General features: G+C 65.4%; 24 protein-coding genes. 9 read left to right on the top strand and 15 right to left on the bottom strand.

The features are described from left to right. Positions 1-4: 4 nt before the first annotated feature. Positions 5-910, bottom strand: a complete 906-nt coding sequence (locus JQ507_15485; GenBank protein ID QRI72783.1) for a sulfite exporter TauE/SafE family protein — start codon at positions 908-910, stop codon at positions 5-7. Positions 911-1334: 424 nt separating this feature from the next. On the opposite strand from JQ507_15485, the gene JQ507_15480 reads away from it, so the two are divergent. The 3 genes from JQ507_15480 (at position 1335) to JQ507_15470 (ending at position 4299) form a co-directional block, all read left to right on the top strand. Then, positions 1335-2372, top strand: a complete 1038-nt coding sequence (locus tag JQ507_15480; protein QRI72782.1) for a PrsW family intramembrane metalloprotease — start codon at positions 1335-1337, stop codon at positions 2370-2372. 32 nt (positions 2373-2404) lie between these two features. Then, positions 2405-2977: an HdeD family acid-resistance protein gene (locus tag JQ507_15475; protein ID QRI72781.1), complete on the top strand. Its 573-nt coding sequence runs from the start codon at positions 2405-2407 to the stop codon at positions 2975-2977. Positions 2978-3213: 236 nt separating this feature from the next. Further along, positions 3214-4299, top strand: coding sequence for a 3-deoxy-7-phosphoheptulonate synthase (locus JQ507_15470; protein ID QRI72780.1), 1086 nt, complete (start codon positions 3214-3216; stop codon positions 4297-4299). Positions 4300-4365: 66 nt separating this feature from the next. Here the strand turns inward: JQ507_15470 and JQ507_15465 are convergent, their stop codons facing one another. The 3 genes from JQ507_15465 to genX form a co-directional block, all read right to left on the bottom strand. After that, on the bottom strand, positions 4366-4632 hold the full coding sequence (locus JQ507_15465; GenBank protein ID QRI72779.1) for a hypothetical protein: 267 nt from the start codon (positions 4630-4632) through the stop codon (positions 4366-4368). Positions 4633-4834: 202 nt separating this feature from the next. Continuing rightward, positions 4835-5926, bottom strand: coding sequence for a lysine-2,3-aminomutase-like protein (locus JQ507_15460; protein ID QRI72778.1), 1092 nt, complete (start codon positions 5924-5926; stop codon positions 4835-4837). Then, entirely contained in the window at positions 5923-6975 is a 1053-nt protein-coding gene (gene genX / locus JQ507_15455) for an EF-P lysine aminoacylase GenX (protein ID QRI72777.1), read from the bottom strand. Before genX ends, JQ507_15460 begins: the two co-directional genes overlap by 4 nt. A gap of 380 nt (positions 6976-7355) precedes the next feature. Between genX and efp the strand changes: the two genes are divergently transcribed. Together efp and JQ507_15445 are read left to right on the top strand one after the other, a co-directional pair. Further along, the gene (gene efp / locus JQ507_15450) at positions 7356-7922 is read left to right on the top strand and encodes an elongation factor P (protein ID QRI72776.1); all 567 of its coding nucleotides are present in this window, start codon (positions 7356-7358) and stop codon (positions 7920-7922) included. Between the two features lie 50 nt (positions 7923-7972). Next, positions 7973-9550 (top strand): M23 family peptidase, encoded by a 1578-nt coding sequence (locus JQ507_15445; GenBank protein ID QRI72775.1) that lies wholly within the window; start codon positions 7973-7975, stop codon positions 9548-9550. A gap of 240 nt (positions 9551-9790) precedes the next feature. Here the strand turns inward: JQ507_15445 and JQ507_15440 are convergent, their stop codons facing one another. The 4 genes from JQ507_15440 to JQ507_15425 all read right to left on the bottom strand — a co-directional run bounded on the left by JQ507_15440 (position 9791) and on the right by JQ507_15425 (position 12394). Continuing rightward, on the bottom strand, positions 9791-10213 hold the full coding sequence (locus JQ507_15440) for a chorismate mutase (protein QRI72774.1): 423 nt from the start codon (positions 10211-10213) through the stop codon (positions 9791-9793). An 84-nt stretch (positions 10214-10297) separates the two neighbouring features. After that, positions 10298-11191, bottom strand: coding sequence for a dihydrodipicolinate synthase family protein (locus JQ507_15435; GenBank protein ID QRI73347.1), 894 nt, complete (start codon positions 11189-11191; stop codon positions 10298-10300). Positions 11192-11370: 179 nt separating this feature from the next. Continuing rightward, on the bottom strand, positions 11371-11877 hold the full coding sequence (locus JQ507_15430; GenBank protein QRI72773.1) for a cupin domain-containing protein: 507 nt from the start codon (positions 11875-11877) through the stop codon (positions 11371-11373). Positions 11878-11914: 37 nt separating this feature from the next. After that, positions 11915-12394, bottom strand: a complete 480-nt coding sequence (locus JQ507_15425) for a carboxymuconolactone decarboxylase family protein (protein ID QRI72772.1) — start codon at positions 12392-12394, stop codon at positions 11915-11917. 83 nt (positions 12395-12477) lie between these two features. Between JQ507_15425 and JQ507_15420 the strand changes: the two genes are divergently transcribed. Further along, the gene (locus JQ507_15420; GenBank protein QRI72771.1) at positions 12478-13050 is read left to right on the top strand and encodes a winged helix-turn-helix transcriptional regulator; all 573 of its coding nucleotides are present in this window, start codon (positions 12478-12480) and stop codon (positions 13048-13050) included. 111 nt (positions 13051-13161) lie between these two features. Further along, the gene (locus JQ507_15415; protein QRI72770.1) at positions 13162-14397 is read left to right on the top strand and encodes a lytic murein transglycosylase; all 1236 of its coding nucleotides are present in this window, start codon (positions 13162-13164) and stop codon (positions 14395-14397) included. 62 nt (positions 14398-14459) lie between these two features. Here JQ507_15415 and JQ507_15410 read toward each other — a convergent pair whose 3' ends face one another. The 7 genes from JQ507_15410 to JQ507_15380 all read right to left on the bottom strand — a co-directional run bounded on the left by JQ507_15410 (position 14460) and on the right by JQ507_15380 (position 22206). After that, complete coding sequence (locus JQ507_15410; protein ID QRI72769.1) at positions 14460-15272, bottom strand: glucose 1-dehydrogenase; 813 nt, start codon at positions 15270-15272, stop codon at positions 14460-14462. Positions 15273-15290: 18 nt separating this feature from the next. Next, the gene (recJ, locus tag JQ507_15405) at positions 15291-17132 is read right to left on the bottom strand and encodes a single-stranded-DNA-specific exonuclease RecJ (GenBank protein ID QRI72768.1); all 1842 of its coding nucleotides are present in this window, start codon (positions 17130-17132) and stop codon (positions 15291-15293) included. A gap of 55 nt (positions 17133-17187) precedes the next feature. Further along, positions 17188-17907, bottom strand: coding sequence for a haloacid dehalogenase type II (locus JQ507_15400; GenBank protein ID QRI72767.1), 720 nt, complete (start codon positions 17905-17907; stop codon positions 17188-17190). A gap of 165 nt (positions 17908-18072) precedes the next feature. Further along, positions 18073-19071, bottom strand: coding sequence for a class II fructose-bisphosphatase (gene glpX, locus JQ507_15395; protein ID QRI72766.1), 999 nt, complete (start codon positions 19069-19071; stop codon positions 18073-18075). A gap of 79 nt (positions 19072-19150) precedes the next feature. Further along, complete coding sequence (locus tag JQ507_15390; protein QRI72765.1) at positions 19151-20470, bottom strand: homoserine dehydrogenase; 1320 nt, start codon at positions 20468-20470, stop codon at positions 19151-19153. Positions 20471-20492: 22 nt separating this feature from the next. Next, on the bottom strand, positions 20493-21713 hold the full coding sequence (locus tag JQ507_15385; protein QRI72764.1) for an LL-diaminopimelate aminotransferase: 1221 nt from the start codon (positions 21711-21713) through the stop codon (positions 20493-20495). Positions 21714-21930: 217 nt separating this feature from the next. Then, positions 21931-22206 carry a hypothetical protein gene (locus tag JQ507_15380; GenBank protein ID QRI72763.1) on the bottom strand — a complete coding sequence of 92 codons (276 nt, stop codon included), beginning with the start codon at positions 22204-22206 and terminating at the stop codon, positions 21931-21933. A 293-nt stretch (positions 22207-22499) separates the two neighbouring features. Here JQ507_15380 and phaC point away from each other — a divergent pair, with 293 nt between their 5' ends. Together phaC and JQ507_15370 are read left to right on the top strand one after the other, a co-directional pair. After that, positions 22500-24308 (top strand): class I poly(R)-hydroxyalkanoic acid synthase, encoded by a 1809-nt coding sequence (gene phaC, locus JQ507_15375; protein ID QRI72762.1) that lies wholly within the window; start codon positions 22500-22502, stop codon positions 24306-24308. 73 nt (positions 24309-24381) lie between these two features. Then, a complete protein-coding gene (locus JQ507_15370) occupies positions 24382-24780 on the top strand; it encodes an MAPEG family protein (protein QRI72761.1) in 399 nt (132 codons plus the stop codon). Positions 24781-25014 lie beyond the last annotated feature (234 nt).

Below are 25014 nucleotides of genomic sequence, written 5' to 3'. Positions count from 1 at the left end.
GCGATCAGGTCGAACCGCCCCGGTTGCCGGATCTCAGCGAGGCCAGCGCGTGCGAACTTTGTACCGTCCCTCGCCTCGCCGTGAAGAAGACGTACAGCAAGCAGACGTCGATCAGGATCGTGGCGACCATGACGCCGTAGGCCCACGGGCTTTCCATCAGCTTCACTTCGATCAACACGCGTGACAGGCCAAACCCCACGACCCACGCATCAAAACTCATGCAGATCCGGCGAAACGTTTCGGCATCCAGCCGCCGGATCAGAAAGGCGCCGAGCGGTATGCCGACGACGACGCAAGGAACGAGCACGAACAAGATGCTCCGGCTCTCTTCGATGAACAGACCGAGGTTGTAGTACGCGATCGCGGTCAGGCCGGACTCCGTCACCCGGACCAGCGCGAGGCCGGCCCGAAATTCATCTTTGACGAGGCCCTGGTTGTTGAAGAGGATCGCCAGCGGCGGCCCGGAAATGGTCGTGACCGAGTACAGGACGCCCAGCATCGTTCCAAAAGGCAAGCCGACCAGCCATTTCGACTGGATCGGCCTCCGCCAGCCGGCGGCCTGCAGCAGGATCAGCGGCAGAATGATCGAATAGGTGGCGAATTTGATCCAGCTGGGCTGCAGCGACGTCAGCGCAAAGGCGCCGACTGCGATGCCGGGCAGCATGCCGATGAGGATCGGCAGGATGCGCCGCCACACCGCCGGAACGCCTTTCAGGTTGATGCAAAGGACGCATAGATTGACGACGACTTCGACGATGACAATCGCGGGATTGAGGACGCGATTGGTGTAGAAGACGAGTGCGACCGGCACCGTCAGCGACGAGAACCCGTAACCCAGCGCACCGTTTACAAAGGCCGCAAACAGAGCGCTCGCGGCAAGAACGATCACAGCAGAATCAATCGAAGGCATCTCTGGCTTTTACCGGATCAGTCACTCCCCGCTGTACTATAACTCAACGAAGGGCACGCAGTGCCCGAAACTTGCGAAGGCCTTGCGAAGCGCCCTGAGCGCGCCGCGACAGCGTAGCACTTCGTTTTGCCCGGCAGAGGCCGACGCCACCTGCCGTGCAAATTCGCCGCAATCGGCGGATCGGTGCTGCAGTCGTGGCGCGGTGCCCGGTCCCCTTCCGCCGTCAGGCACCTTCCGGCGACCGCTCTTTCTTGATCTGATCGACGCGTTTCGGCCGCGCTTTCGCAGGCACCGTGACATATTGGACACGAGAACGGCGCCAGCCGAACCGATTCCTCCAATCGTCCATTTGCAATCCGCTGAACTTGCTGCCATTTCTTCGGAGCGCACCGCTGTGGTGCCATTGAAGGGGCCCGTTCGGCTCATGTTGTTGCTTGAGTCGCTTCCGACTGTGATCGGCGCCGCCGCCATCGCACCAGCACTGCTGGTGCTGTGGCTGGTGATCGCCGCTGACGAGCGCCCCGGACCGCCGGTGCAGGTATGGCTCGCCTTCGTGCTCGGCGCGGCCAGCATCTCGCTGCTCGGCCTGGCACGCATTCCCTTCAATGCGCTGCTCGCTATTCCCGACAATCCCTGGGCGACGCAGGCGGTGCGCGCCCTGTTCGGCGTCGCGGCGCCGGAGGAGATCGTCAAGGTTTTCGTCATCGTCGCCATCTCGACGCGGCGCCGCGCCTTTGCCGACCCGATGGATACCGTGGTGTACGGCGCGGCTGCCGGCCTCGGCTTCGCCGCCTATGAAAACCTCGCCTATCTGGTCCAGCACAAGGACATGTGGCGCGCGCTCGCGGCGTTGCGCAGCGTGCTCACCGTACCGTTCCACGGCGCACTCGGCATCATCGCCGGCGCCTACCTTGCGATCGCGCGCTCCGGCGGCGCGCTCGGCGCCTACCGCGGTCACCGCGACTGGGCGCGCATCACCAATTGGGCGCTGGTGCTGGTCGCACCGGTCCTGCTGCATGCGGCGTTCGACTTCCCGCTGCTCGCGCTGCAGCGGATCCCCGACCTCAGCTCGACCACACACCTGCTGCTCGGCACGGCCAGCGTGCTGATCGGCTTCTCCTCGATCGGCTTTGCGGTCCGCCTGGTGCGCCGCCTCGGCAGGCATCATGCCCCGCGCACAGATGTCGCGCGCGAGCGGCTGAGCCAGTTGCGACGGATGTGGGCGCTGCTGCTGATCGGCGGCGGCACCGGCTTTGCCGGGGTCGCCTTCCTGCTCACCTCGCTGCATCATTGGTACGTCAATCCCGAGCGCAATGCGTCCTTCATCCTGATCCCGATCGGCTTCACCTCGATCCTGATCGGACTGGCGCTGTTGGTCGCGACCACCGCCGTCTACTTCTTCGGCCGCAACCGGATGCGGACCGCCTCGGAAGGCTTTCCGTCCGCGCCGGGCCAGGGTTAGGATACCTACGTTCGCAGATTGGGAGAGCCGCGATGACCCTGTCCAACGACCTCGACAAGCTGCGATCCGAGATGAAGGCCGCCGTCAAGGCGCACTGGAAAGCTTTCCTGTTCGAAGGCATCCTGCTCGTGATCCTCGGCATCGCAGCGCTGATCGTGCCCACATTCGCGAGCCTCGCCGTCACCATCTTCCTCGGCTGGATGTTCCTGATCTCCGGAATCGGCGGGCTGATCGTGACGTTCTGGGCGCGCAGCATGCCGGGCTTCTGGTGGTCGCTGATCTCGGCCACGCTCGCCGTGCTGGCCGGCATGGTGCTGCTGGCGCGCCCGATGCAGGGCGTGCTGACGCTGACCATCGTCACTGGCGCCTATTTCGTCGCCGAGGGCATCGCCACCATCATGTACGCGCTGGAGCATCGCCGCGAACTGTCGGGACGCTGGTCGTGGCTTTTGATCGCGGGCCTGATGGATATTCTGGTCGCCTTCTTCATCATCGCGGGGCTGCCGGAGTCGGCGGGATGGGCCATCGGCCTCCTCGTCGGTCTCAACCTGATGTTCGGCGGGGCGACCCTGATCGGCATGGCGTTGGCGGCGCGCAACACCTGACGGCGAACTGCCGGGGGTCTTGATTTGGGGTAGTGACAGCCCCAAATCCCTGCGCTATAGAGCCGCCCATGATCACCGTCGCCACCAGCTATTTTTGGTACTTTAGCTACGACAGCTCGCTGGCGGCAGGAGGATCGCGCTCAATCTGAAGAATTGCAGCAGACGTCCAAAACAAGCCGCCAGACCTGGCGGCTTTTTTGTTGCCGGCAGGTCCCAAAACTCCAAAGGAGCCAGCCGTGTTGAGTACGACAGACGATCTTCGCATCAAGGAATTGAAAGAACTGAGTACGCCTGAAGAGGTGATGCGGGAGGTCCCGCGCACCCTGACGGCGACACGCGTCGTGATGGGCGCCCGCAATGCCATCCACGCGATCCTCAACGGCAGCGATGACCGCCTGCTGGTCGTCGTCGGCCCCTGCTCCATCCACGATCCCGCGGCGGCCGTCGATTATGCCGAGCGCCTCGCCGGCCTGCGCGAACAGCTCGCCGACCGCCTCGAGATCGTGATGCGGGTCTATTTCGAGAAGCCGCGCACCACCGTCGGCTGGAAGGGGCTGATCAACGATCCCGACCTCGACAACAGCTTCGACATCAACAAGGGCCTGCGGCTCGCCCGCAACGTGCTGTCGGCGGTGAACAATCTCGGCCTGCCGGCCGGCACCGAATTCCTCGACATGACAACGCCGCAATACATCGCCGATCTGGTCTCCTGGGCCGCGATCGGCGCCCGCACCACCGAGAGCCAGATCCATCGCGAGCTGGCGTCCGGCCTGTCGTGCCCGGTCGGCTTCAAGAACAGCACCGACGGTGGCGTGCGGATCGCGGCGGATGCGGTGAAGTCGGCGTCGCACCCGCACCACTTCATGGCGGTCACCAAGGGCGGCCGCTCGGCGATCGCCGCCACCAGCGGCAACGAGGACTGCCACGTCATCCTGCGCGGCGGCCGGGTGCCGAACTATGATGCCGCGAGCGTCGATGCCGCCGCAACCGAGCTCGGCCGCGCCGGGGTCGCGGCGCGGCTGATGATCGACACCAGCCACGCCAACAGCAGCAAGAAGCCGGAGAACCAGCCGCTGGTTGCCGCCGACATCGCAAAGCAGGTCGCGGCAGGCGAACAGCGCATCATCGGCGTGATGATCGAGAGCAACCTTGTCGCGGGACGCCAGGACGTCGTGCCGGGCAAGCCACTGACCTACGGCCAGAGCATCACCGACGGCTGCATCGACCTCGCGACGACGGCTGACGTCTTGAAGCAGCTGGCCGATGCCGTCGACGCACGGCGCGGCGTGCGGCGTGACGGCTTGCAAGAGCGTTCGGCCTGACGCGGCCGGACGGATTGAGCGTTGCCGGCGGGGCGGATACCGCGCTCCGCCGGTCTCTTCCGTGGTTTAGCAGCCGCGGCAGATGCTCTTGATCTTCTTGTCGAGCGCCGCGTCTTCCTTGTTGGCCTGGCTGTTCGGATCGCTGATGTTCTTCTCGTTGCCAACGTCGCCGCGGCGCGGCTGACGATGTCCGACCGGCGCGTCCGGCACCCCCGAATTTTTCTGCATGGAGGACGATCCGCCCTGCTGCTGCGCCCAGGCCAGCGACGTTCCCAGTTGGGGCGTTCCGAGGCCAACCGTCATCAGAGCCATCAACAAAACTGTCTTCCGCATCTCGCGTCTCCGCTTCTCAACCCTATCGCGCCCGTTCCGGCACCTCGACGGTAGCACAGTTGCGCCGCCCTTGCGCTGCGCAATCCTGTCCCTTCGGTATATCGGCCATGGTGCCAAGGAGCCAGATTCCTGCGGCGACCAGCACCGCAAAGAAGCCGAACATCACAGCATTTTCGATGCCGCGGCCCCGCCCATTGCCGCCTCAGGATTGCGGCGGGTAGGAATGAACGTCACCGCAATAATCGACGATACGGTACCGCCGTTCCGCGCCATCTTCACGTTCGCGGGAAACCGGCTGCGACAAATAGGTCGGGCCGATCGGCGCCTTGCCGTGACCGCCGGGAATGTCGAGCACGTAATCCGGCTGACAAAGTCCGGAGACGCGCCCGCGCAGGGCCCGCATCAGCTCCTGCCCGGCTTCGATCGTGGTGCGCAAATGCGCGGTGCCGGGCGCAAGGTCGCCATGGTGCAGATAATAGGGCTTGATCCGGCACTCGACGAAAGCGCGCATCAGCGCCGTGAGCGTCGCCGCATCGTCGTTGACGCCGCGCAGCAGGACCGACTGGCTCACCAATGGAATGCCGGCGTCGGCGAGGCGTGCGCAGGCCGCGCGGGCATTGGCACCGAATTCGCGCGGATGATTGGCGTGGATCGCAATCCAGGTGGTTGCCCCTTCCACCCGCAGCGCCGCGATCATCTCGGGATTGATACGTTCGGGATCGGCGATCGGAACGCGGCTGTGGATGCGGATGATCTTCACATGATCGATGGCGGCGAGATCGGCCATGATCTCGGCGAGCCGGCGCGGCGACAGCATCAACGGATCGCCGCCGGTCAGGATGACCTCCCAGATCTCCGGATGGCTGCGGATGTAGTCGAGCCCCGCGCGGTAGGCATCGTCCGACAATGCCGAGGCCTTTCCCGGCCCGACCATTTCGCGGCGGAAACAGAACCGGCAATAGACTGCGCAGACATGGACGAGCTTGAACAGGACCCGGTCCGGATAGCGATGCACGATCCCACCGACCGGCGAACGAGCGTCGTCGCCGATCGGATCGGCGTTCTCGCCGGGCTGCTCGACGAGCTCGTCGGCGCTCGGGATGAACTGCCGCGCGATCGGGTCGGCTGGATCGGCCGGGTCGATCAACGCGACGAGCTCCGGCGTCACCGCGACCGCATAGCGCGCCGCCACCTGTTCGAGCTCGGCAACGGCGTCGACCGGCGCGAGGCCGGCATCGATCAGCTCGCGCGGCTGGCGCAGCGTCGCCGCCAGTTTCGGATCGATCCTGTTCATGGCTCTCCCGCAGGCGGCGTCCAGACCACCTGATCAATTCGCGGCGCGCCGCTCGCCAGCATCACCAGCCGGTCGAAGCCGAGTGCGACACCGCTCGCCTCCGGCATCCGGCCGACCGCGGCAAGGAAATCGTCGTCGAGCGGATAGCGCTCGCCGTAACGGCGGGCCTTCTCGTCCATCGCTGCGGTGAAACGATGGCGCTGCTCGGCCGCATCGGTCAACTCGCCAAAGCCGTTGGCGAGTTCGACCCCGCAGGCATAGACCTCGAAGCGCTCGGCGACGCGCGGGTCGCCCGCCTTGGTGCGCGCCAGCGCCGCCTCCGGCGACGGGTATTCGAACAGCACCGTCAGACGGTCCTGTCCCAGATTGGGCTCGACATGCTCGACCAGCACCTTGCTGAAGATGTCCGACCAGGTGTCGTCATCGGCGATCCGCACCCGCGCGCCCGCGGCCGCCGCCAGCGCTGTGCGGTCGCCCTCGCCGCCCGCGATCGTCGCCAAAAGGTCAATGCCGGCCAAGCGCTCGAAAGCTGCCGCGACCGTCAGCAGCTCCGGCTCGGCAAACGGATCGGCCGTCTTGCCGCGGAACGAAAACCGCCCGATCCCGGTCGCCTGCGCGGCATGGGCGATCACCACGATGGTATCGGCCATGATGGCGTCATAGCCGGCGGCGGCCCGATACCATTCCAGCATGGTGAATTCGGGCAGATGCAGGTCGCCGCGCTCGCGATCGCGGAACACCCGCGCGAACTCGTAGATCTTCGGCTCGCCGGCCGCGAGCAGCTTCTTGCATGCGAATTCCGGCGAGGTGCGCAGATAGCGCGTCGCGGCAGAGCCATCGGCCTGTCTGAGCTCGGTCCGCGGCGCGTGCAGATGCGTCTCGTTGCCCGGCGATATCTGCAGGATCGCAGTCTCGACCTCGGCAAAGCCCTGCTCCTCGAACCACGCCCGGAGCGCCCGCGTGATCGCGGTCCGCGCCTGCAGGAACGGCCTGCGGTCGGCGTAGCGCCGCGGCGTCCACCAGGGCGAGGGCTGGTCCTGACCCGTCATCGCCAGCGGGTCCGCATGGAATCGACATCAACAAGCCCCCACCCCGGCTCAGGAGTCGGACATAACCAGTTGATTCGAAGCAGATTCATGGTCGGTATGGCCTTGGTCACCGGGAACGCGGCAAAGCTGATCCCTTCTTGTCGAAAGATGCCGGCCTTGTCCATGCGCCACCGCGGCCGGACCGAAGCGGATGGCCCGATCCGGCCCGAAAGCGGAGCCGATCCCGCGTGGCCGGAACGGTTGGCAACCTGCCGAATTCGGCCGCAAAAGACTGGCATCTCAGGGACAAATCAGTATGTTGCAGCCCGAAATCGTCGCCACGGCCGAGGCGCTGCCGAACCGGTTGGCACCCTCACGTTCTCAAATTCAGGAAAACACCTTTGAAAGTCATCGCCAGTTCCATCCGCAAGGGCAACATCATCGAGCAGGATGGCAAGCTCTATGTGGTCCTCTCCGCCGAAAACATTCATCCCGGCAAGGGCACCCCCGTCAGCCAGATCGAAATGCGCCGCATTGGCGACGGCGTGAAGGTGTCGGAGCGCTACAAGACCACCGACCAGGTCGAGAAGGCCACCGTCGAGGACCACAATTACAACTACCTCTATGAAGACGCCGACGGCTTCCACTTCATGAACAACGACAATTACGACCAGGTCCAGGTCTCCAAGGAGATCGTCGGCTCGTCGGCGCCGTATCTGCAGGAGAACATGACCGTCAAGCTGTCGATGCACGACGGCAATCCGGTCGCGATCCAGCTGCCGCAGCGCGTGACGCTGGAAGTGGTGGAGACCGAGCCCGTGACCAAGGGCCAGACCGCCTCGTCGTCGTACAAGCCCGCCGTGCTGTCGAACGGCATCCGCACCGGCGTGCCGCCGCATGTTTCCACCGGCACCCGCATCGTTGTCATGACCGAGGACGGTTCCTACGTTGAACGCGCCAAGGATTAGGCGCAAGGATTAGGCGCTAGTCTCTCTGGAGACTCGAACCGGGGGGTGCAGTGAACAGGAAGGTGGTCAGCTTCATTACTTGCTGGCTGGCAGCCCTGGTCTCGCCTCCTCCCGGCGCTCATGCCGACGAATTCCGGACGCCTTCGATCTCGGCCATGCGGGTCGAATGGCGCTCGGTGCTGGATCAGCTCCGGCAGGAGATCGCCACCCGTCCGGCCATCGTCTCCAGCTTCAGCTTCGCGGCACAGCGCCGCGTCCCGGCCTCCGATCCTCGCACCATGCCCGCGCTGGTGCAGCTGAACGCTCTGACCTCGCCGCTATTCCCCGGCATTGCGCAGAGCCCGATCCCGGTGCTGCTGCCATTCGATCCCGCAAGCTATCTCGAAGCCCGGCAAGGCAGCGCGCCAGACGGCCTGCCGGTCGCGCGCTACCAGGCCGATTTCCGCGCGGCCGACGTCTTCCATGCCGGCGCGTCCGGCTATGACGCCGTGTTCTCGCTCGATCCCGGCGCGGGCGACGGCATGCCGTTGCGGACGTTTGCTAAGCCGGTCGAGGTGCAGATCTCGGGCTCGATCCTGGTCTACGACCTCGCCGACCGGCTCGGCGGCAAGGGCGAACCGGTCAAGGCTCTGGTCACGCAGTTTCCGGACCTGCGCCGCTTCATCCGCGAAGGCTATGTCCGCTACGCCTTCACGCGTTTCGGGATCCCCTATGTCGTCTCGATCCAGTGCCTCGACAGCGCGCCGAGATCGAAGCGGCTGGCGTGCCGCGAGACCTACCCGGTGGCCGAACGATTTTTGAAGGCGTTGCGCATCGCCGGCGGGCAGCCGTCGCGGCCGCGCAACGATACGGCTGCCGACTCCGCCGAGCGGCCGATCGTGCAATCGGCCGACTTCACCTACCGCCCGAGCGGCGACATCATCGCGGGCAGCGGCGGACGCCGGCAGCAGGGCGGCCATCCGGACTTCACGGTCTATTCGCAGATCCGCTTTCCGCTGGAGAAGGCGCCGGCCTTCGCCCATTCGCAGTCGTTTCCGAAGCGCGGGCGGGTCGACGAATATCCCTGGCAGGACAATTTCTGCGAGGCGCGCAGTTTCGAGGTCGGCCAATGCGCCAGCGGCTTCGGCCATCAGGGCCAGGATATCAGGCCCGGCGCGTGTCCGGGCGACGGCAAGGACGGTTGCGACCCCAGGCAGCAGGTGGTGGTCGCGGTGCGCGACAGCATCGTGATCCGCTCGGCGCAGCAGCAGGCCGCGACGTTGCAGGTCAACACCCGCACCGAACATGTCCGCTTCCGCTACATGCACATGAACCCGTCCGTGATGGACGCCGACGGCCTGCTCAACGGACGCCGCCTCAGCGAGGGCGAGAAGATCGGCGTGGTGTCGAACTATCTCGACCATCCCAACGGCACGTCACGGCACCTGCATTTCGACGTGCAGGTGTTCACGCGCGACGGCTGGCTCTGGGTCAATCCCTACACCACGCTGGTGTCGGCCTATGAGCGGCTGATCCACGGCCGCGGCCGCGAGATCGGACCGGAGCCCGGCCCCGCAGCGGCCGTGGCGCACGCATTGTCCGACGATGTCGTGCGTCGCATCGACACCCAGGAAGGCGGCGGCAATTAAAGCATAATGAGATTAGGTTGAGCTGGCACGGCGTCGAAAGTTCACCTCTCCCTTGGGAGAGGTCGATTTGCGCAGCAAATCGGGTGAGGGGTTGCGGTCTACCGAGAGAGCAAGAGCCCTCACCCGGATTGCTGCGCAATCCGACCTCTCCCCGCCGGGGAGAGGTGAAGCAAGACCGCGCCAAGCCTATTCAACCAAAACTCATCCCGCTTTAGCGCCTGCGGCGCCACCGGCATTCGACTACTTCTTCCAGGGCGCGTCGCCCCGCGCCGCGGCGTCCGCGAAGACGCCCTGCTCGTAATCGATGAAGGCGCGTATCATGGCGCGGTAAGCGGCTTCCGCAACCTTGGGCGACAGCCCGTCTGCATCGGCGAGCGCCATCGCCTTCTTCACGACGGCCTCGGCGCGCTCGGGCGCCTCGACCTGCGCGGGGTTGGCCTTGAAGCGGGCGGCCTCATGGACGTAGCGGCCGCGCTCGGCCATCAGGCGCACGATCTCGCGGTCGAGCCGGTCGATGTTGCCGCGCACCTCGCCAAGCGTCCTGCAGCAGGCGCCGTTGTCGACGGTGGGATTGCCCCACAGTGCCGGCGCATCGGTTGCAGGCTCCTCGGCCCACGCCACCGCGGGAATCAGAATCGTCAATAGAGCCACCGGCAATCGCATCGAACGCCTCCCAGTCAGCGCGCACGCCCAGCGATTGTTATGCCGATTTTATGCGCGGATGGAAGCTCGGCGACCTCAGAGCGATCAACCGATGTCCATTGCGGCCAACACCTCGCCCACCTTCGCCTGGGCGTCCGGCGGCAACGGCAGGATCGGACGCGGCGGCTCGGCCGCGCAGATTCCCCTGAGATTGGCGATCGCGTAGACGACGCGCAGGCTCGAGAATGTCTTGAGCAACTGCCAGACCGGTTGCAGCCGCGCATCGAGCTGCCGCGCCCTGGCGGCATCGCCACTTGCCACGGCGCGGACGATGTCGAGGCAGACCTTGGGGAAGATTCCGGCGAGGACGCTGTACCAGGTCTCGCCGCCCGCCAGCAGCGCCTCGGTGCAATTCCAGTCGGCGCTGTAACCGAGCGAGAAACCGCCCGGCACGACAGCCCGCAATTCCGCGACATGGCCCGACAAGGTCGACGCATCCAGCGCAGGACTTTTCACCGCAATAATCCCGTCCACTCGACTCAAGCGGCCGATCAAGGCCGGCGTAAACCGAAAATGCGTGGTGCCCGGATTGTCGTAGATGCAGATCGGCAATCTGCTTTCACGCGCCACCGTTTGAAAGTGCTCGAAGACTTCATCATCGGTCAGGGGCGTGTAGGAAACCGCCGCCAGCAGGCCGGCCGCAGCGCCGGCGTCACGTGCATCTTGCGCCAGCTTCACCGCATCGTCGGTGCGGAGTGCGCCGACGCCGACCAGGATCGGCGTTCTGCCATCCGCCAGCGCTGCAGCCGCCTGCATCGCGCGGCGCCGCTCTTCACGGCTGAAATACGGATATGAACCGGTGCTTCCGAGCAGCCCGATCGAATCCACCTTCGCGGCGAGCAAGGGCTCCAGCAAGGCACGAAGCGCGCCGGCATCGACTTGCCCATCCCGTGACGAGGGCGTGATCGGGAACGCGGAAAGCCCCTTGAGATTGACCATTGATTGCTCCTGTTCGGTGCCGCCGCGCGAACGGCGAAATCGCATTCCGGCCGTGGCCGCCACGCCATCAATCGCCGTGCGCAGTACCCGTTGCAAGGTCCAGTTTGCTGCAGACTTCACAGCAAACTGGTCCAGCGCGCCACAGATCTCGCGATCCCTGGAAATTGCGTGGGGTGCGACTATTCGAGCATTGTCGTCAGCTGCGCGCCTTCGTCCGCGACGAACACCGCGATCAACTCCGCTGGCTCCGTGGTGCTCGCATTGGCCGACACCATGTGGGTCGAGCCCGGCGGCTCGAAGAAGGACTGGCCGACATGGAAGGTTTCGACCGGCCCACCGCCGAGCTGGGAGCGGATTTCGCCCTTGGTGATGTAGGCCGTCACCGAACCGGAGTGACGATGCGGCGGCGTGAAGCCGCCGGGACCGTAGAACACGCGCACCACGGTGACGCGCTTGCCCTGTACGTTCGGCAACGCATGCGAGGTGATGACCTCGACCTTGTCGAGCGGCGACGCCGCATTCGCGCTGGCGCATAGCGGCGCGATCATCGAGGAAATCGCGTCGAGCGGGGGCGGCAGCGCCTTGCCGATCACGAAGGCCGAAGCCAATCCCGCGATCGCGGCAAGCAAGACTGGCCGCGGCGGCCGCACGAATGAAAAGGATTCTGTCATCGCCATCGAGGTCATCGGTCGTTCTCCCCTGTCGATTGCTGTTGAATTCTTCTCACGATGTCGCGGCTGCGACCCGCTGCCGGCGCGGTGGCGGCGTCCAGCGATAGGCTGCGCCGAACCGGTTCCAGACATTGATCGAAGCGATCGCCGAGGTCAGGTAGGTCAGCTCCTTCTCGGAGAATTCGGCGGCGGCTTCGGCGTAGACCTCGTCGCAGACGCCGTTCGGCAAGGTCGTCAGCGCCTCGGTCCAGGCCAGCGCCGCGCGCTCGCGCGCCGAGAACTGCGGCACCTCGCGCCACACCACGACGAGATTGAGCTTGTCGATGGGCACGCCGAGGCTCTCGCCCTGCAGGATGTGATACTGCACGCAGAAGGCGCAGCCATTGATCTGCGAGGCGCGCAGCTTGACCAGTTCCAGCAACTGCTTGTCGAGACCGGCCTTCGCCGCGAACTGGCCGAGGTCACGCACGACGGCGAAGACATCGGGGGCGAGCTTCTCGAAGTCGGTGTATTCCTTGCGGGCATGTGACATCGGCTTGGCCTCATGTTATCAGTGTACTGACATATTATCAGAGCTCTGATATTGAGCAAGACGCAGACATTCGCGAAGGCAACATGGCGGGGATGCAGAAACGAGGGAAATCGGGCAGCGCCGAGCGGCGCCCGGCGGGGAACGCGGTGGCGCGCAAGGCGGCGATCGGGGCAGGACCGGCCGCAGACGCCCTGCCCGCCTCCGCCGTCCCGCCGCCCGGCAAAGGCAAGCGCGGCGAACAGGGTTATCTCGCGTATCTGTTGCGCCAGGCACATGCCGCTTCACGCCTGTCGATGGAGCGTGCGCTGGCGCAGCTCGGCGTCACCTCGCCGCAATTCGTCGTGCTCACGATGCTGAAGGCCTATCCGGGGCTCTCAGGGGCCGATCTGGCCCGGGTGGCGCTGCTGACGCCGCAGACCGTCAGCGTGATCATCCGCAACCTTGAGCGCGACGGCGCGATCCGCAAGTCGCCGCATCCGGTCCATGGTCGGGTGCTGCAATGGACCCTGACCAGCCATGGAACCACGCTGCTGGAGAAATGCCGGCATATCGCCCAGGCCCAGGAGCGCCGGCTCGCGGCCGGCCTCGATGCCAGATCGGAACAGGTGGTCCGGCAATGGCTGTCAAAAATCGCCACAGATTTGCAGGATAGCTAGAGCATGCCCCGGAAAAGTGGGAACCGGTTTTCCGAGAAGGGCATGCTCAAACAATGATCCTGCGGCGGCGTGGCTTTTGGCTCGCTCGATCGGCGCCGCTAGACTGGACGTATGAAACAGCCTGATTCTCCGAATTCCCCCGCGCGCCGCGCTGTCCTGAAGGCAGCGCTCGCCGCAGGCGTGACACTGACCAACCCGCTCGGCGTGCTGGCGGCGGCGCCTCCGGGCTTCGATCAATGGCGCGACAATTTTCGCGCCCGCGCGCTGGCGAAAGGCATATCGGAGGCGACCTGGAATCGCTGCATGGGGCGGATCGAGCCCGACATGAGCGTGTTCAAGCAGATGCGCAACCAGCCGGAATTCCACGAGCAGATCTGGCAGTACATCAACCGCCGCGTCTCCGACTGGCGCATCATTCATGGCAAGGAAGCGCTGAAGAACAATCAGGCGCTGTTCGCCAGGATCGAGCGCGACTTCGGCGTCGAGCGCGGCACGCTGCTCGCGCTGTGGGGCGTTGAATCAGCCTATGGCGATCCGCTGGTGCAGCAGAACCACATGACGCCGGTGTTTCCTTCGCTCGCAGCGCTCGCCTGGAACGAGCCGCGCCGCAAGGCCTATTGGGAGACCGAGCTGATCAACGCGATGAAGATCGTGCAGCGCGGCTGGAGCACGCCCGAGGAGATGAACGGCTCCTGGGCCGGCGCGATGGGCCATTCGCAGTGGATGCCGGAAGTCTGGCTCAATGTCGGCTTCGACTATGACGGCGACGGCAAGGTCTCGCCGTTCGGCCGGCCCGACGATGCGCTCGGCTCGACGGCGAAGTATCTCGTCAATCGCGGCAAGTGGCACCGTGGCGAGCATTGGGGCTACGAGGTCCGCGCGCCCGGCGGCAGCGCCAGCGGCAGCCGCACCTATGCGGCCTGGGCCAGCGCCGGCGTCGTCAGAGCCGATGGCCAGCCGTTCTCGCAGCCGAACGCGTCGGCGCAGCTCTGGATCCCGGTCGCCGGCGGCCCGGCTTTCCTGCTCGGCCCGAACTTCAACTCGGTGAAGAGCTACAATCCCTCGATGAATTACGCGCTGGCGATCTGCCATCTCGGCGACCGCTGTCTCGGCGGACCGCCCTTCATCCAGCCCTTCCCGGGCTCGGAGCGCGCGCTGACGCTCGCCGAGGTGCAGGAGATGCAGACGCGGCTGACCAAGGCCGGCTTCGACACCGGCGGCACCGACGGCCGCGTCGGCAACGACACCATGAAGGCGATCAAGGATTTTCAGATCAAGGCCGGCCTGCTGCCCGCCGATGGTTACGGCGGGCTCAAGGTGCTGGCGCGATTGCGGCAAGGCGGGTAGCTCGCAGAGACGACCGCGGTTGGGATGCAAATGCGCCGCTCATCTCCTCGCAATAACGGAAATCAGCTCGGCTGCCGCACCACGCCGCCGGCGTTCATGCCGCCGTCGATCACGAGCTCGCTGCCGGTGACGTAGCGCGAGGCATCCGAGGCGAGATAGAGCACGCCCTGGGCGATCTCGATCGCCTGGCCGGCGCGGCCGAGCGGCGTCGCGAACCTAGCCCGCTCCTCCGGATCGATCGGCGCGTTCTGGCCGGCGCCGGACGGGCCGGTCGGAATCTTGCCCCAGATCGGCGTGTCGATGATGCCGGGATGCACGGAGTTGACGCGGATGCCGTCGCCGACCTGCGCGCATTCCATCGCGATCGACTTGGCGAACAGCCGGACCGCGCCCTTGGTCGCGCTATAGCCGGAGAGCGTCGCCGCGCCGCGCAGGCCGGCCAGCGACGACATCATGATGATCGAACCGCCGCCATGCTTGCGCATCAGCGGCAGCGAATGCTTCACCGACAGGAACACGCCATCGATGTTGATGGCCGTCTGCCGGCGCCAATCCGCCAGCGACATCTCGACGATCGAAGGCGCCCCGATGCCGATGCCGGCGTTGGAGACCATGATATCCAGGCGGCCATGGCGCTTGCCGATCTCGGCGACGACCTCGATCCAGCGCTCCTCGCTGGTGACGTCCTGCGGCAGGAAGCTCACCTTGCGCCCGGCCTTGCTCAGCCGCGCTGCGAGTTCGGGTCCCCTCAATTCGTCGATATCGGTCGCAACCACCGTCGCGCCTTCCTGCGCCAGCAATTCGACGATCGCCTCGCCGATCCCCGATGCGCCGCCGGTCACCAGCGCGACCTTGCCTTCAACCTGTCCTGCCATGTCCTCTCCAAACGTTTCTTATCGGATCACCGTCGGGCCCTGATCCGGTGCCGCGACGTCCAGGACACGGAATTGCACACGTTCGTTGCCTTGCCAACGGTCGACTGCAAGAGAGCCCGCCACGTGCAATTGCTGACCGCGATTTTGCGTCAAGGCGCTGCCGAGCTTCTGTCCGACCGAGCGGAATGCGATACCGTTGACGATGGAGCCGTCGCCGGACTTGAAGCGCAGCCGCAAATGCGCCTGCCCGACCTCGTCGGCATAGACCAGCTGGTGCGACGGCAGCGCGATCACCGGCTCCGGATTGGCGCTGCCGAACGGCCCTGCGCGGTTGAGCGTCGCGGCGAATTCCGGCGTCACCGCGCGCGCGGTCACGGCACCATCGATGAACAGCTCGTTCTCGTGGCGCGAGTTGGCGACGTCGGCCGCCAGCGCGCTTTCCATGTAGGCGCGGAATTCGGCAAGCTTCTCCTTGCGCAGCGTCACGCCGGCCGCCATCGCGTGCCCGCCGCCCTTCATCAACAAGCCATCGTGCACCGCCTGGCGCACCGCCTTGCCGAGGTCGACGCCGCCGATCGAGCGGCCCGATCCGGTGCCGATGCCGCCCGGCTCGAGCGCGATCGCAAACGCCGGCCGCGCGAACTTCTCCTTCAGACGCGCCGCGACCAGCCCGACCACGCCGGGATGCCAGCCTTCCGCCGCAGTGACGATGACAGCGCCCTTGTCCTCGAGCCCGAGCGAAGCCAATGCCTCCGCTTCGGCCTGGGCTTCAGCCGCCTGCTCGATCACGCGCCGTTCGGTGTTGAGGCGGTCGAGCTCGGCCGCGATCCGCGCCGCCTCCGAGACATCGCCTTCGAGCAACAGCCGCACGCCGAGATCGGCGCGCCCGATCCGCCCGCCGGCATTGATGCGCGGCCCCAGCATGAAGCCGAGATGCCAGGCCTCCGGCGGGCCGTTGAGCCGCGCCACGTCCATCAGCGCGGTGTGGCCGACATGATCGCGGCGGCGCATCGCGATCAGGCCTTTTGCGACGAAGGCGCGGTTGAGCCCGATCAGCGGCGCGACGTCGGCGACGGTGCCGAGCGCGACGTGATGCAGCACGCTGAGCAGGTCCGGCTCCGGCATCTCGCGGCTCCAGAAGCCGCGCTGGCGCAGCTCGCGATTGACGGCGACCAGGGTGACGAACACCAGGCCGACGGCGGCGAGATGGCCAAGCCCGGAGAGATCGTCGGGCCGGTTCGGATTCACCAGCGCATCGACCTCGGGCAGTTCATCGCCGGTCTGGTGGTGATCGATCACGACGACCGACATGCCGAGCTTCTTCGCCTCCGCCAGCGGCTCGATGCTGGTGGTGCCGCAATCGACCGTCACGAGCAGCGTCGCGCCCTTGGTCGCCAGCGCGCGGACGGCGTCGACGTTCGGCCCGTAACCCTCGAAAATGCGGTCCGGAATGTGGATCAGCGGGTCGAGCCCGCAATGGCGCAGATGCCAGGTCAGCAGTGCCGCCGAGGTCGCGCCGTCGACGTCATAGTCGCCGAAGATCGCGACCTTCTCGCCACGAACAGCGGCATCCGCGATGCGCCTGGCGGCCTGCTCCATCTCGGTGATCGTGTGCGGATCCGGCATCAGCTTGCGGATGGTCGGGTCGAGGAAGTCCGTGACCTCGTCGATCGCGACATCGCGCCCCGCCAGCACGCGCGCCAGCATTTCCGGCAAATTGTGTCGCTGCACGATCGCGAGCGCCCGCGCCGCCCCGCGTGCATCGAGCCGGTCGCGCCAGAGCTTTCCGGTCAACGACCGCGTCACGCCAAGGAACGCCTGCGGCGCCTCGATCGGCAGTGCGGATGCGTGGAGCGTCATGATTCCCTATCCAATCACCAGGAATCGTAGCGCTTCAGTGAATCCCAGGCCAGTTCTAGCAGCCCATCCGGCCGGCGATTTCCCCGAAATCCTTGGCCACGATGTCCCAGCTGCCGGTGGCCTCGAAATCGACCTTCTGCAACGGACCGTATTCGGTCGGCCGCGCCACGAAGGCGGTCTTCAGGCCATGCTTCTGCGCGTGCTTGAGGTCGTAATTGTGGGCGGCAACCATCATCACCTGCTCCGGCGGCAGGCACAGCAGCTTCGCGGCGCCGAGATAGGTTTCCGGATCGGGCTTGTAATGCTCGAACAGCTCGGCCGACATCACGAGGTCCCAGGGAAGGCCTGCGAACTTCGCCATGTTGGTCAGCAGCGCGACATTGCCGTTGGAGAGCGGCGAGATGATATACTTGGTCTTCAGCCGGGTCAGGCCGGCGACGCTGTCCGGCCACCCGTGCAGGCGATGCCAGCCCAGCGTCAGATGATTCAGGTCGGCTTCGGTCAGCCCGTTGATGCCGAGCTGCGCGACCAGCTTCTCCAGCGAGCGGCGGTGCAGGACGTCGAGGATGACGTAGCCGTTCTGCGGGTTCTTGCGCACCTCATCCATCGAGGCCGTATAGACCGCACGCCAGCCGTCGACCAACGCGGTCCAGTCGGCCTTGATGCCCCGCGTCTCGCCCCACTTGGTGAAGTCGTTGATCAGGCTGGTGCGCCAATCGACCACCGTGCCGAACACGTCGAAGATCAGGGCCTTGACACCGGACAGATCGGACATGGGTTGCCTCCCGCTTTGTTATTCTTGCTTGCGTCACACTCTCTCTTCGTCATTCCGGGATGCGCCTCCTGGCGCAGGCCCGGAATCCATATTCATTGTCGTGGTTATGGATTCCGGGCTCGCGCTTCGCGCGCCCCGGAATGACAACCACTGCTGGGCCCGTTCTCAATCCAGGTGGAACTTCTCGAGCTGGCGGTGCTCGGCCTTGATGTAGCGCACGGTGCCGGTGACCGATCGCATCACGACCGTCTCGGTCTCGATCACGTCCTTCTTGAACTTGACGCCGGTCAGCAGCGAGCCGGTGGTGACGCCGGTGGCAGCGAACAGGCAATCGCCCTTCGCCATGTCCTCGATGCCGTAGATCATCTTCGGATCGGTGACCCCCATCTTGTGGGCGCGCTCGCGCTTTTCCTCGGTGTCGAGGATCAGGCGGCACTGCATCTGGCCGCCGATGCAGCGCAGCGCGACCGCCGCGAGCACGCCCTCGGGCGCGCCGCCGGTGCCGATATACATGTCGACGCCGGTCTCGTCGGGCTTGGCACAGTGGATGACGCCGGCGACGTCACCGTCGGTGATCAGCTGCACGGCAGCGCCGGTCGAACGCACGCTGTTGATGATGTCGGCGTGGCGCGGACGGTCGAGCACCAGCACGTTGATGGCGGTCGGGTCGACGCCCTTGGCCTTGGCGAGCCGGCGGACGTTGTCGGCCGGCGGCGCATCGAGCTCGATCACGTTCCGAGCGTAGCCAGGACCGATCGCGATCTTCTGCATGTAGACGTCGGGCGCGTGCAGCAGCGTGCCGCCGTCGGCCATCGCCATGGTGGCGATCGAGCCCGGCATGTTCTTGGCGCACAGCGTGGTGCCCTCGAGCGGGTCGACGGCGATGTCGACCTTGGGACCGGCGTTGAGGCCGACCTTCTCGCCGATGAACAGCATCGGCGCCTCGTCGCGCTCGCCCTCGCCGATCACGACCGTCCCCTCGATCGGCAGCTTGTTGAGCTCGCGCCGCATTGCGTCGACCGCAGCCTTGTCGGCGGCCTTCTCCTGGCCGTGGCCGCGCAGCCGCGCGGCCGACACCGCCGCGCGCTCCGTCACGCGCACGATTTCGAGCGTCAGGATGCGCTCGAGCAGCATCTGCGGCGGCACGGAAATATGGGTCGACATCGGCGTACTCCTTAAGCCTCGGGGACAGGCCAGCCTGCCCGCATGAATCGTCTCACGCCCGACCCGTTCAGGCCATGCGTTAGTTTTTCTCGATCCGGATCACCTGCGGCCTGCCGCTGATGACCTTATCGCGCTGCACTGCGGCCAACGCCCGATGCACGGCATCCTCGCTGGTCGCATAGGTAATCAGAATGACCGGAACCGGTGAAGGTTTTTTGGCCGCACCGTTAACATCGACGCCATCCGGATGCCGCTGCACGATGGATTCCAGAGATATCTTCTGTTCCGCGAGCCGGGTGGCGATTGTTGCGGCAGTGCCTGCAAGATCGCGCGCCATCAGGCGGATATAGTAGCCACCCTCATGGCGTTCCATCGGCGCCTTGGTGGTGTCGCGCAACCGCTCGACCGGACGCCCGAACGGCTTGGCGCGGATGCCGCGGGCGACGTCGGCGATGTCGGCGACCACGGCCGAGGCGGTCGCATCGCCGCCGGCGCCGGGGCCCACCAGCGTGATCGGCGGAATGCCCTCGCCGTCGATGGCGACCGCGTTGGTCACACCCATCACCTGGGCGATCGAGGATGATTTCGGCACCATGGTCGGGTGCACGCGCTGCTCGATGCCCTTCGCCGTGCGGACGGCAACGCCGAGCAGCTTGACGCGGTAGCCGAGTTCCGAGGCGGCCTTGAGGTCTTCGGGCGTGATCGAGGAGATGCCTTCGACATAGACGGCGCTTTCCGCGACCTTGGTTCCGAAGGCGAGGCTCGCCAGGATCGCGAGCTTCTGCGCGGTGTCGTGACCATCGACGTCGAACGACGGGTTGGCTTCGGCATAGCCGAGGCGCTGGGCGTCCTTCAGGCATTCCTCGAACGACAAGCCCTCCTGCTCCATCCGGGTCAGGATGTAATTGCAGGTGCCGTTGAGGATGCCGTAGACGCGGTTGACGCTGGTGCCGGCCAAGCCCTCACGCAGCGTCTTGATCACCGGGATCGCCGCACCGACCGCCGCCTCGAAGTTCAGCGCGCCGCCATGCTTCTCGGCGGCCGCGGCAAGCCGCAGGCCATGCTTGGCGATCAGCGCCTTGTTGGCCGTCACGACCGACTTGCCCGCCTTCAGCGCCGTCTCGATCGCCGACAGCGCGGGATCTCCGGCGCCGCCCATCAGTTCGACGAAGCAATCGATATTGGGATCCTCAGCCAGCGCCTGCGGGCTCTTCGCCCAGGCGATGCCGCGCAAATCGAGGCCGCGCTTCTTGGCTTTCGAGCGCGCCGTGACGGCGACGACACGGACGGGCCGGCCGCTGCGCTCGGCCAGCGCGCGTCCTTGCGTTTCGATGAGGCGGACGACATCGGCACCGACGGTGCCGAGCCCCGCTATGCCCACGTTCAGGGGTGCGATCATGAGATTAAGCAACCTGGAAGGATCAGCGTCGGTTGGCGAGAGGAACGACGTTGTGCAACGTTTCGATGCCGCTTTCAAGGAAGCGGCGCACGCCGCGCGCAGCCTGCCGGATGCGCTGCTCGTTCTCCACCATCGCGATGCGGACAAAGCCCTCGCCGTGCTCGCCGAACGCGACGCCTGGCGACACCACGACGCCGGATTTCTCCACCATCAGGGTTGCGAACTGCATGCTGCCGACCGCCTCGAACGCCTTGGGCAGCGGTGCCCAGGCGAACATCGAGGCCTGCGGCGGCGGAATGTCCCAGCCGGCGCGGCCAAATGACTCAACCAGCGCATCGCGCCGCTTGCGGTAGGTGTCGCGCATCTCGCGGATGCAATCGTCGGGACCGTTCAGCGCCGCGGTCGCCGCCACCTGCACCGGCGTGAAGGCGCCGTAATCGAGGTAGGATTTGACCCGTGCCAGCGCTGCGATGATGCGCTCATTGCCGACCGCAAAGCCCATGCGCCAGCCGGCCATCGAGAACGTCTTCGACATCGAGGTGAATTCGACGGTGACGTCGAGCGCGCCGGGCACCTGCAGCACCGACGGCGGCGGCTTATCCTCGTCGAAATAGACTTCGGCGTAAGCGAGATCGGACAGGATGAAGATGTCGTGCTTCTTCGCGAAGGCGACCAGATCCTTGTAGAAGTCGAGATCGGCGACATAGGCGGTCGGGTTCGACGGATAGCAGACGATCAGCGCGATCGGCTTCGGGATCGAGTGGATGATGGCCCGTTCGACCGCCTCGAAGAATTGCGGCGTCGGCTCCGAGGGCACCGAGCGGATCATGCCGCCGGCCATCAGGAAGCCGAACGCATGGATCGGATAGCTCGGATTCGGGCACAGCACGACATCACCGGGTGCGGTGATCGCCTGCGCGACGTTGGCAAACCCTTCCTTGGAGCCGAGGGTGGCCACGACCTGGGTGTCGGGGTTGAGCTTGACGCCGAAGCGGCGGGCGTAATAGGCGGCCTGGGCCTTGCGCAGGCCGTTGATGCCGCGCGAGGCCGAATAGCGATCGGTGCGCGGCTTGCCCAGCGTCTCCTTGAGCTTTTCGATGACATGCGCCGGGGTCGGCAGGTCCGGATTGCCCATGCCCATATCGATGATATCGGCCCCGGCGTTGCGCGCGGCCGCCTTGGCCTGGTTTACCTTTTCAAAGACGTAAGGCGGCAGACGGCGAATGCGGTAAAAATCTTCCATGGGACCCTTGCTCCGACAACCGCAATGCCAGAATCGCCCCCTTTATTGGCTTTACGGAAGCCTCAACGGCCTCTTCCAGAAATCACACCAAATCAATGACTTAGAGCGAATTCAGGGACACGATCTGGGGGCTGTGGCCGGATCTGCGGTTGAACTGGATTTCTTTTAGCACGGACGCCGGGCGGCGCCAGCGCTGATCGGCCGCCAGGTTGCGGCCTTACTTGCCGGCCTGGGCCGCCGTCGAGGCCTGGCGCGCGCGCGCCGCGATCAGCTCCTGCTCGATCTTGGCCTGATCCGCCGGCTTGATCGTCGGATCGGCGCGGTCGGGCGGAAGGTCATGGACCGGGAGGTAACCGTTGGCATCCTTTTGCCGCGCCGGCGCGTCGGCGGGCATCGCCATATCGGCGATCGTGCTCGAGCAGCCGCCCAGCGCCAGCAACGACGCGAGCAGCACTGCGGCCGCGAGCCCCCTGTTCATTCGATCGATCGGCATGCGCCGAATTGTCCCCAACAAGCTAGCGCGCACGTGGCACGGTTGCCGACACGGGTCGCACTGGTACGAGCCTTGCAGCGTCCCCGCTGCGTTAATCCTGGCTTCAGTCGTTTCAAACCATTGTCGCCCGAAACGCTTAAAGCGTGAAGAACAATAGCGACCCCTGAGGCTTCAATATGACGGAACAAAGATCTTTTGTCGCACCGCAACAGAACGAAACATCTGATTTTCACTGATTTTCGTTGCCGCACCGCGCGATGACGCCCCCCAAACGACTCGATATTGTCCCTCAGATGAGCAACGTCAGCACCGACACCCAAGCCGCCCCGAAATTCAACAGCGAAGCCTTTGCCATGAACATCGCGCGGGCGATGGAGAGCAGCGGCCAGGCGCTGGCAGCCTATCTCAAGCCGCGCCAGACCGGAGAGGTCCGCGACAAGCCGCCGAACGAGCTCGGCGAGGTGATCAAGACCTTCAGCGTGATCGCCGAATACTGGCTGTCCGACAAGGAGCGCGCCTCCTCGCTGCAGATGCAGCTCGGCAAGGACTACCTCGATCTGTGGGGCTCGGCCGTGCGCCGCATGGCCGGCGAAGCCGATGCCAAGCCCGCGATCGCGCCGGCGCCGCGCGACAAGCGCTTCCAGGATCCGGAGTGGAAGTCGAATCAGTTCTTCGACTTCATCCTGCAGCTTTACCTCTTGACCTCGAAATGGGCGCAGCAGCTGGTCAACGACGCCGACGGCATCGACCCGCACACGCGCAAGAAGGCTGAATTCTACGTCCAGCAGATCACCAACGCGCTGGCGCCGTCGAATTTCGTCCTGACCAATCCGGAAGTGCTGCGCGCCACCGTCGAGACCAACGGCGACAATCTGGTCCGCGGCATGAAGATGCTGGCCGAGGATATCGAGGCCGGCCACGGCACGCTGAAGATCCGCCAGTCCGATTCGAGCAATCTCGAGGTCGGCGTCAACATGGCGACGACGCCGGGCAAGGTGATCTACCAGAACGAGCTGATGCAGCTGATCCAGTATTCGCCGTCGACGGAGAACGTGCTGCGCACGCCGCTCCTGATCGTGCCGCCCTGGATCAACAAATTCTACATCCTCGATCTGCGCCCTGAGAAATCCTACATCAAATGGTGCGTCGACCAGGGCATCACGGTGTTCGTGATCTCCTGGGTCAATCCGGACAAGGAGCTCGGCAAGAAGACCTGGGCCGACTACATGACCGAGGGCCCGCTCACGGCGATGGACGTGATCGAGAAGGTCACCGGCGAGATGAAGGTGCACACCGCCGGCTATTGCGTCGGCGGCACCATGCTCGCCTCGACGCTTGCCTATCTCGCCGAGAAGCGCCGCCAGCGCGTGACGTCGGCGACGTTCTTTGCCGCGCAGGTCGATTTCACCCAGGCGGGTGACCTCCTGGTGTTCGTCGACGAGGACCAGATCTCGGCGCTCGAGCGCGACATGCAGGAATCCGGTGTGCTCGAAGGCAGCAAGATGGCGATGGCCTTCAACATGCTGCGCTCCAACGACCTGATCTGGTCGTATGTCGTCAACAATTACCTGAAGGGCCGGCCGCCCTCCTCGTTCGACCTGCTGCACTGGAATTCGGATGCGACGCGGATGCCGTCGTCGAACCACTCCTACTACCTGCGCAACTGCTATCTGGAGAACCGGCTGTCGACCGGCACCATGGTGCTCGACAACACGCTGCTCGATCTGTCGAAGGTGAAAGTTCCGATCTACAACCTCGCCGCACGCGAGGACCACATCGCACCGGCGGAATCGGTGCTGTACGGGTCGCAGTTCTTCGGCGGCCCCGTGAAGTATGTGCTGTCGGGCTCCGGCCATATCGCCGGCGTGGTCAATCCGCCCGCGGCGAAGAAATATCAATATTGGACCAACGACAACATCAAGGACATCAAGCTCGCCGACTGGCTGAAGGGCGCCGAGGAGCACAAGGGCTCGTGGTGGCCGGACTGGCGCGCCTGGCTGGAGAGCCACGATCCGGAAACAGTCCCGGCGCGTATCGTAGGCGCGAACGGAACGCCGGTGCTCGAGGACGCGCCGGGCAGCTATGTCCGCGTCCGCGCGTAGCGCGAGCTGTTCCGCTCAGCTATAAACAGACGATCCCGGCGGTCGGGAATCGGATTGACGTGAGGGGGAGACGATGACGCGCGAACTGTTCTGGCTGTCGCTGACGGTGATCCTGACCGGCATCTTGTGGATCCCCTACACCATCAACCGCTGCCAGGTGCGCGGCCTCTCGGGCGCTATGGCCAACCCCTCGCGCACCGACAAGCCGCATGCCGAGTGGGCCAACCGGCTGATGTTCGCGCATGACAACGCGGTCGAGAACCTCGTGATCTTCGCGCCGCTGGTCCTGATCCTCAACGCAGCCGACTACTCCACCAAATGGACCGTGCTCGCCTGCGCCGTCTATTTCTGGGCCCGCGTCGCCCATCTGATCGTCTACACGCTCGGCCTGCCGGTGTTCCGCACGCTGGCCTTCACGGTCGGCTTCCTCGCCCAGGCGGTGCTGGCGCTCGCGGTCTTCAAGGCGCTCTGAACCAAAGCGTGATGAAGTTACGTTGAGCTGGAACGGCGTCGACGGTTCACCTCTCCCTTGGGAGAGGTCGATTTGCGCAGCATATCGGGTGAGGGATTACGGTCTATCGAGAGAGCGAGAGCCCTCACCCGCTTCGCAATCCGACCTCTCCCCAGCGGGGAGAGGTGAACCGAGACCGCGCCAAGCCGATTCAACCAGAACTCATCCCGCTTTAGATTTTGCCGCCGGTTGCGG

This window comes from Bradyrhizobium sp. PSBB068, from assembly GCA_016839165.1.
In the GTDB taxonomy this organism is placed as follows: domain Bacteria; phylum Pseudomonadota; class Alphaproteobacteria; order Rhizobiales; family Xanthobacteraceae; genus Bradyrhizobium.
The sequence above is the reverse complement of the archived record's forward strand: the minus strand, read 5'-3'. Positions and strand labels throughout refer to the sequence as shown.

What these genes read in the sequence shown, in the direction of transcription:
- JQ507_15485 (QRI72783.1), bottom strand. Translation starts at nt 910, where the DNA reads ATGCCTTCGATTGATTCTGCTGTGATCGTTCTTGCCGCGAGCGCTCTG.
- JQ507_15480 (QRI72782.1), top strand. Translation starts at nt 1,335, where the DNA reads ATGTTGTTGCTTGAGTCGCTTCCGACTGTGATCGGCGCCGCCGCCATC.
- JQ507_15475 (QRI72781.1), top strand. Translation starts at nt 2,405, where the DNA reads ATGACCCTGTCCAACGACCTCGACAAGCTGCGATCCGAGATGAAGGCC.
- JQ507_15465 (QRI72779.1), bottom strand. Translation starts at nt 4,632, where the DNA reads ATGCGGAAGACAGTTTTGTTGATGGCTCTGATGACGGTTGGCCTCGGA.
- JQ507_15460 (QRI72778.1), bottom strand. Translation starts at nt 5,926, where the DNA reads ATGAACAGGATCGATCCGAAACTGGCGGCGACGCTGCGCCAGCCGCGC.
- genX (QRI72777.1), bottom strand. Translation starts at nt 6,975, where the DNA reads ATGACGGGTCAGGACCAGCCCTCGCCCTGGTGGACGCCGCGGCGCTAC.
- JQ507_15440 (QRI72774.1), bottom strand. Translation starts at nt 10,213, where the DNA reads ATGCGATTGCCGGTGGCTCTATTGACGATTCTGATTCCCGCGGTGGCG.
- JQ507_15435 (QRI73347.1), bottom strand. Translation starts at nt 11,191, where the DNA reads ATGGTCAATCTCAAGGGGCTTTCCGCGTTCCCGATCACGCCCTCGTCA.
- JQ507_15430 (QRI72773.1), bottom strand. Translation starts at nt 11,877, where the DNA reads ATGACCTCGATGGCGATGACAGAATCCTTTTCATTCGTGCGGCCGCCG.
- JQ507_15425 (QRI72772.1), bottom strand. Translation starts at nt 12,394, where the DNA reads ATGTCACATGCCCGCAAGGAATACACCGACTTCGAGAAGCTCGCCCCC.
- JQ507_15420 (QRI72771.1), top strand. Translation starts at nt 12,478, where the DNA reads ATGGCGGGGATGCAGAAACGAGGGAAATCGGGCAGCGCCGAGCGGCGC.
- JQ507_15415 (QRI72770.1), top strand. Translation starts at nt 13,162, where the DNA reads ATGAAACAGCCTGATTCTCCGAATTCCCCCGCGCGCCGCGCTGTCCTG.
- JQ507_15410 (QRI72769.1), bottom strand. Translation starts at nt 15,272, where the DNA reads ATGGCAGGACAGGTTGAAGGCAAGGTCGCGCTGGTGACCGGCGGCGCA.
- recJ (QRI72768.1), bottom strand. Translation starts at nt 17,132, where the DNA reads ATGACGCTCCACGCATCCGCACTGCCGATCGAGGCGCCGCAGGCGTTC.
- JQ507_15400 (QRI72767.1), bottom strand. Translation starts at nt 17,907, where the DNA reads ATGTCCGATCTGTCCGGTGTCAAGGCCCTGATCTTCGACGTGTTCGGC.
- glpX (QRI72766.1), bottom strand. Translation starts at nt 19,071, where the DNA reads ATGTCGACCCATATTTCCGTGCCGCCGCAGATGCTGCTCGAGCGCATC.
- JQ507_15390 (QRI72765.1), bottom strand. Translation starts at nt 20,470, where the DNA reads ATGATCGCACCCCTGAACGTGGGCATAGCGGGGCTCGGCACCGTCGGT.
- JQ507_15385 (QRI72764.1), bottom strand. Translation starts at nt 21,713, where the DNA reads ATGGAAGATTTTTACCGCATTCGCCGTCTGCCGCCTTACGTCTTTGAA.
- JQ507_15380 (QRI72763.1), bottom strand. Translation starts at nt 22,206, where the DNA reads ATGCCGATCGATCGAATGAACAGGGGGCTCGCGGCCGCAGTGCTGCTC.
- phaC (QRI72762.1), top strand. Translation starts at nt 22,500, where the DNA reads ATGAGCAACGTCAGCACCGACACCCAAGCCGCCCCGAAATTCAACAGC.
- JQ507_15370 (QRI72761.1), top strand. Translation starts at nt 24,382, where the DNA reads ATGACGCGCGAACTGTTCTGGCTGTCGCTGACGGTGATCCTGACCGGC.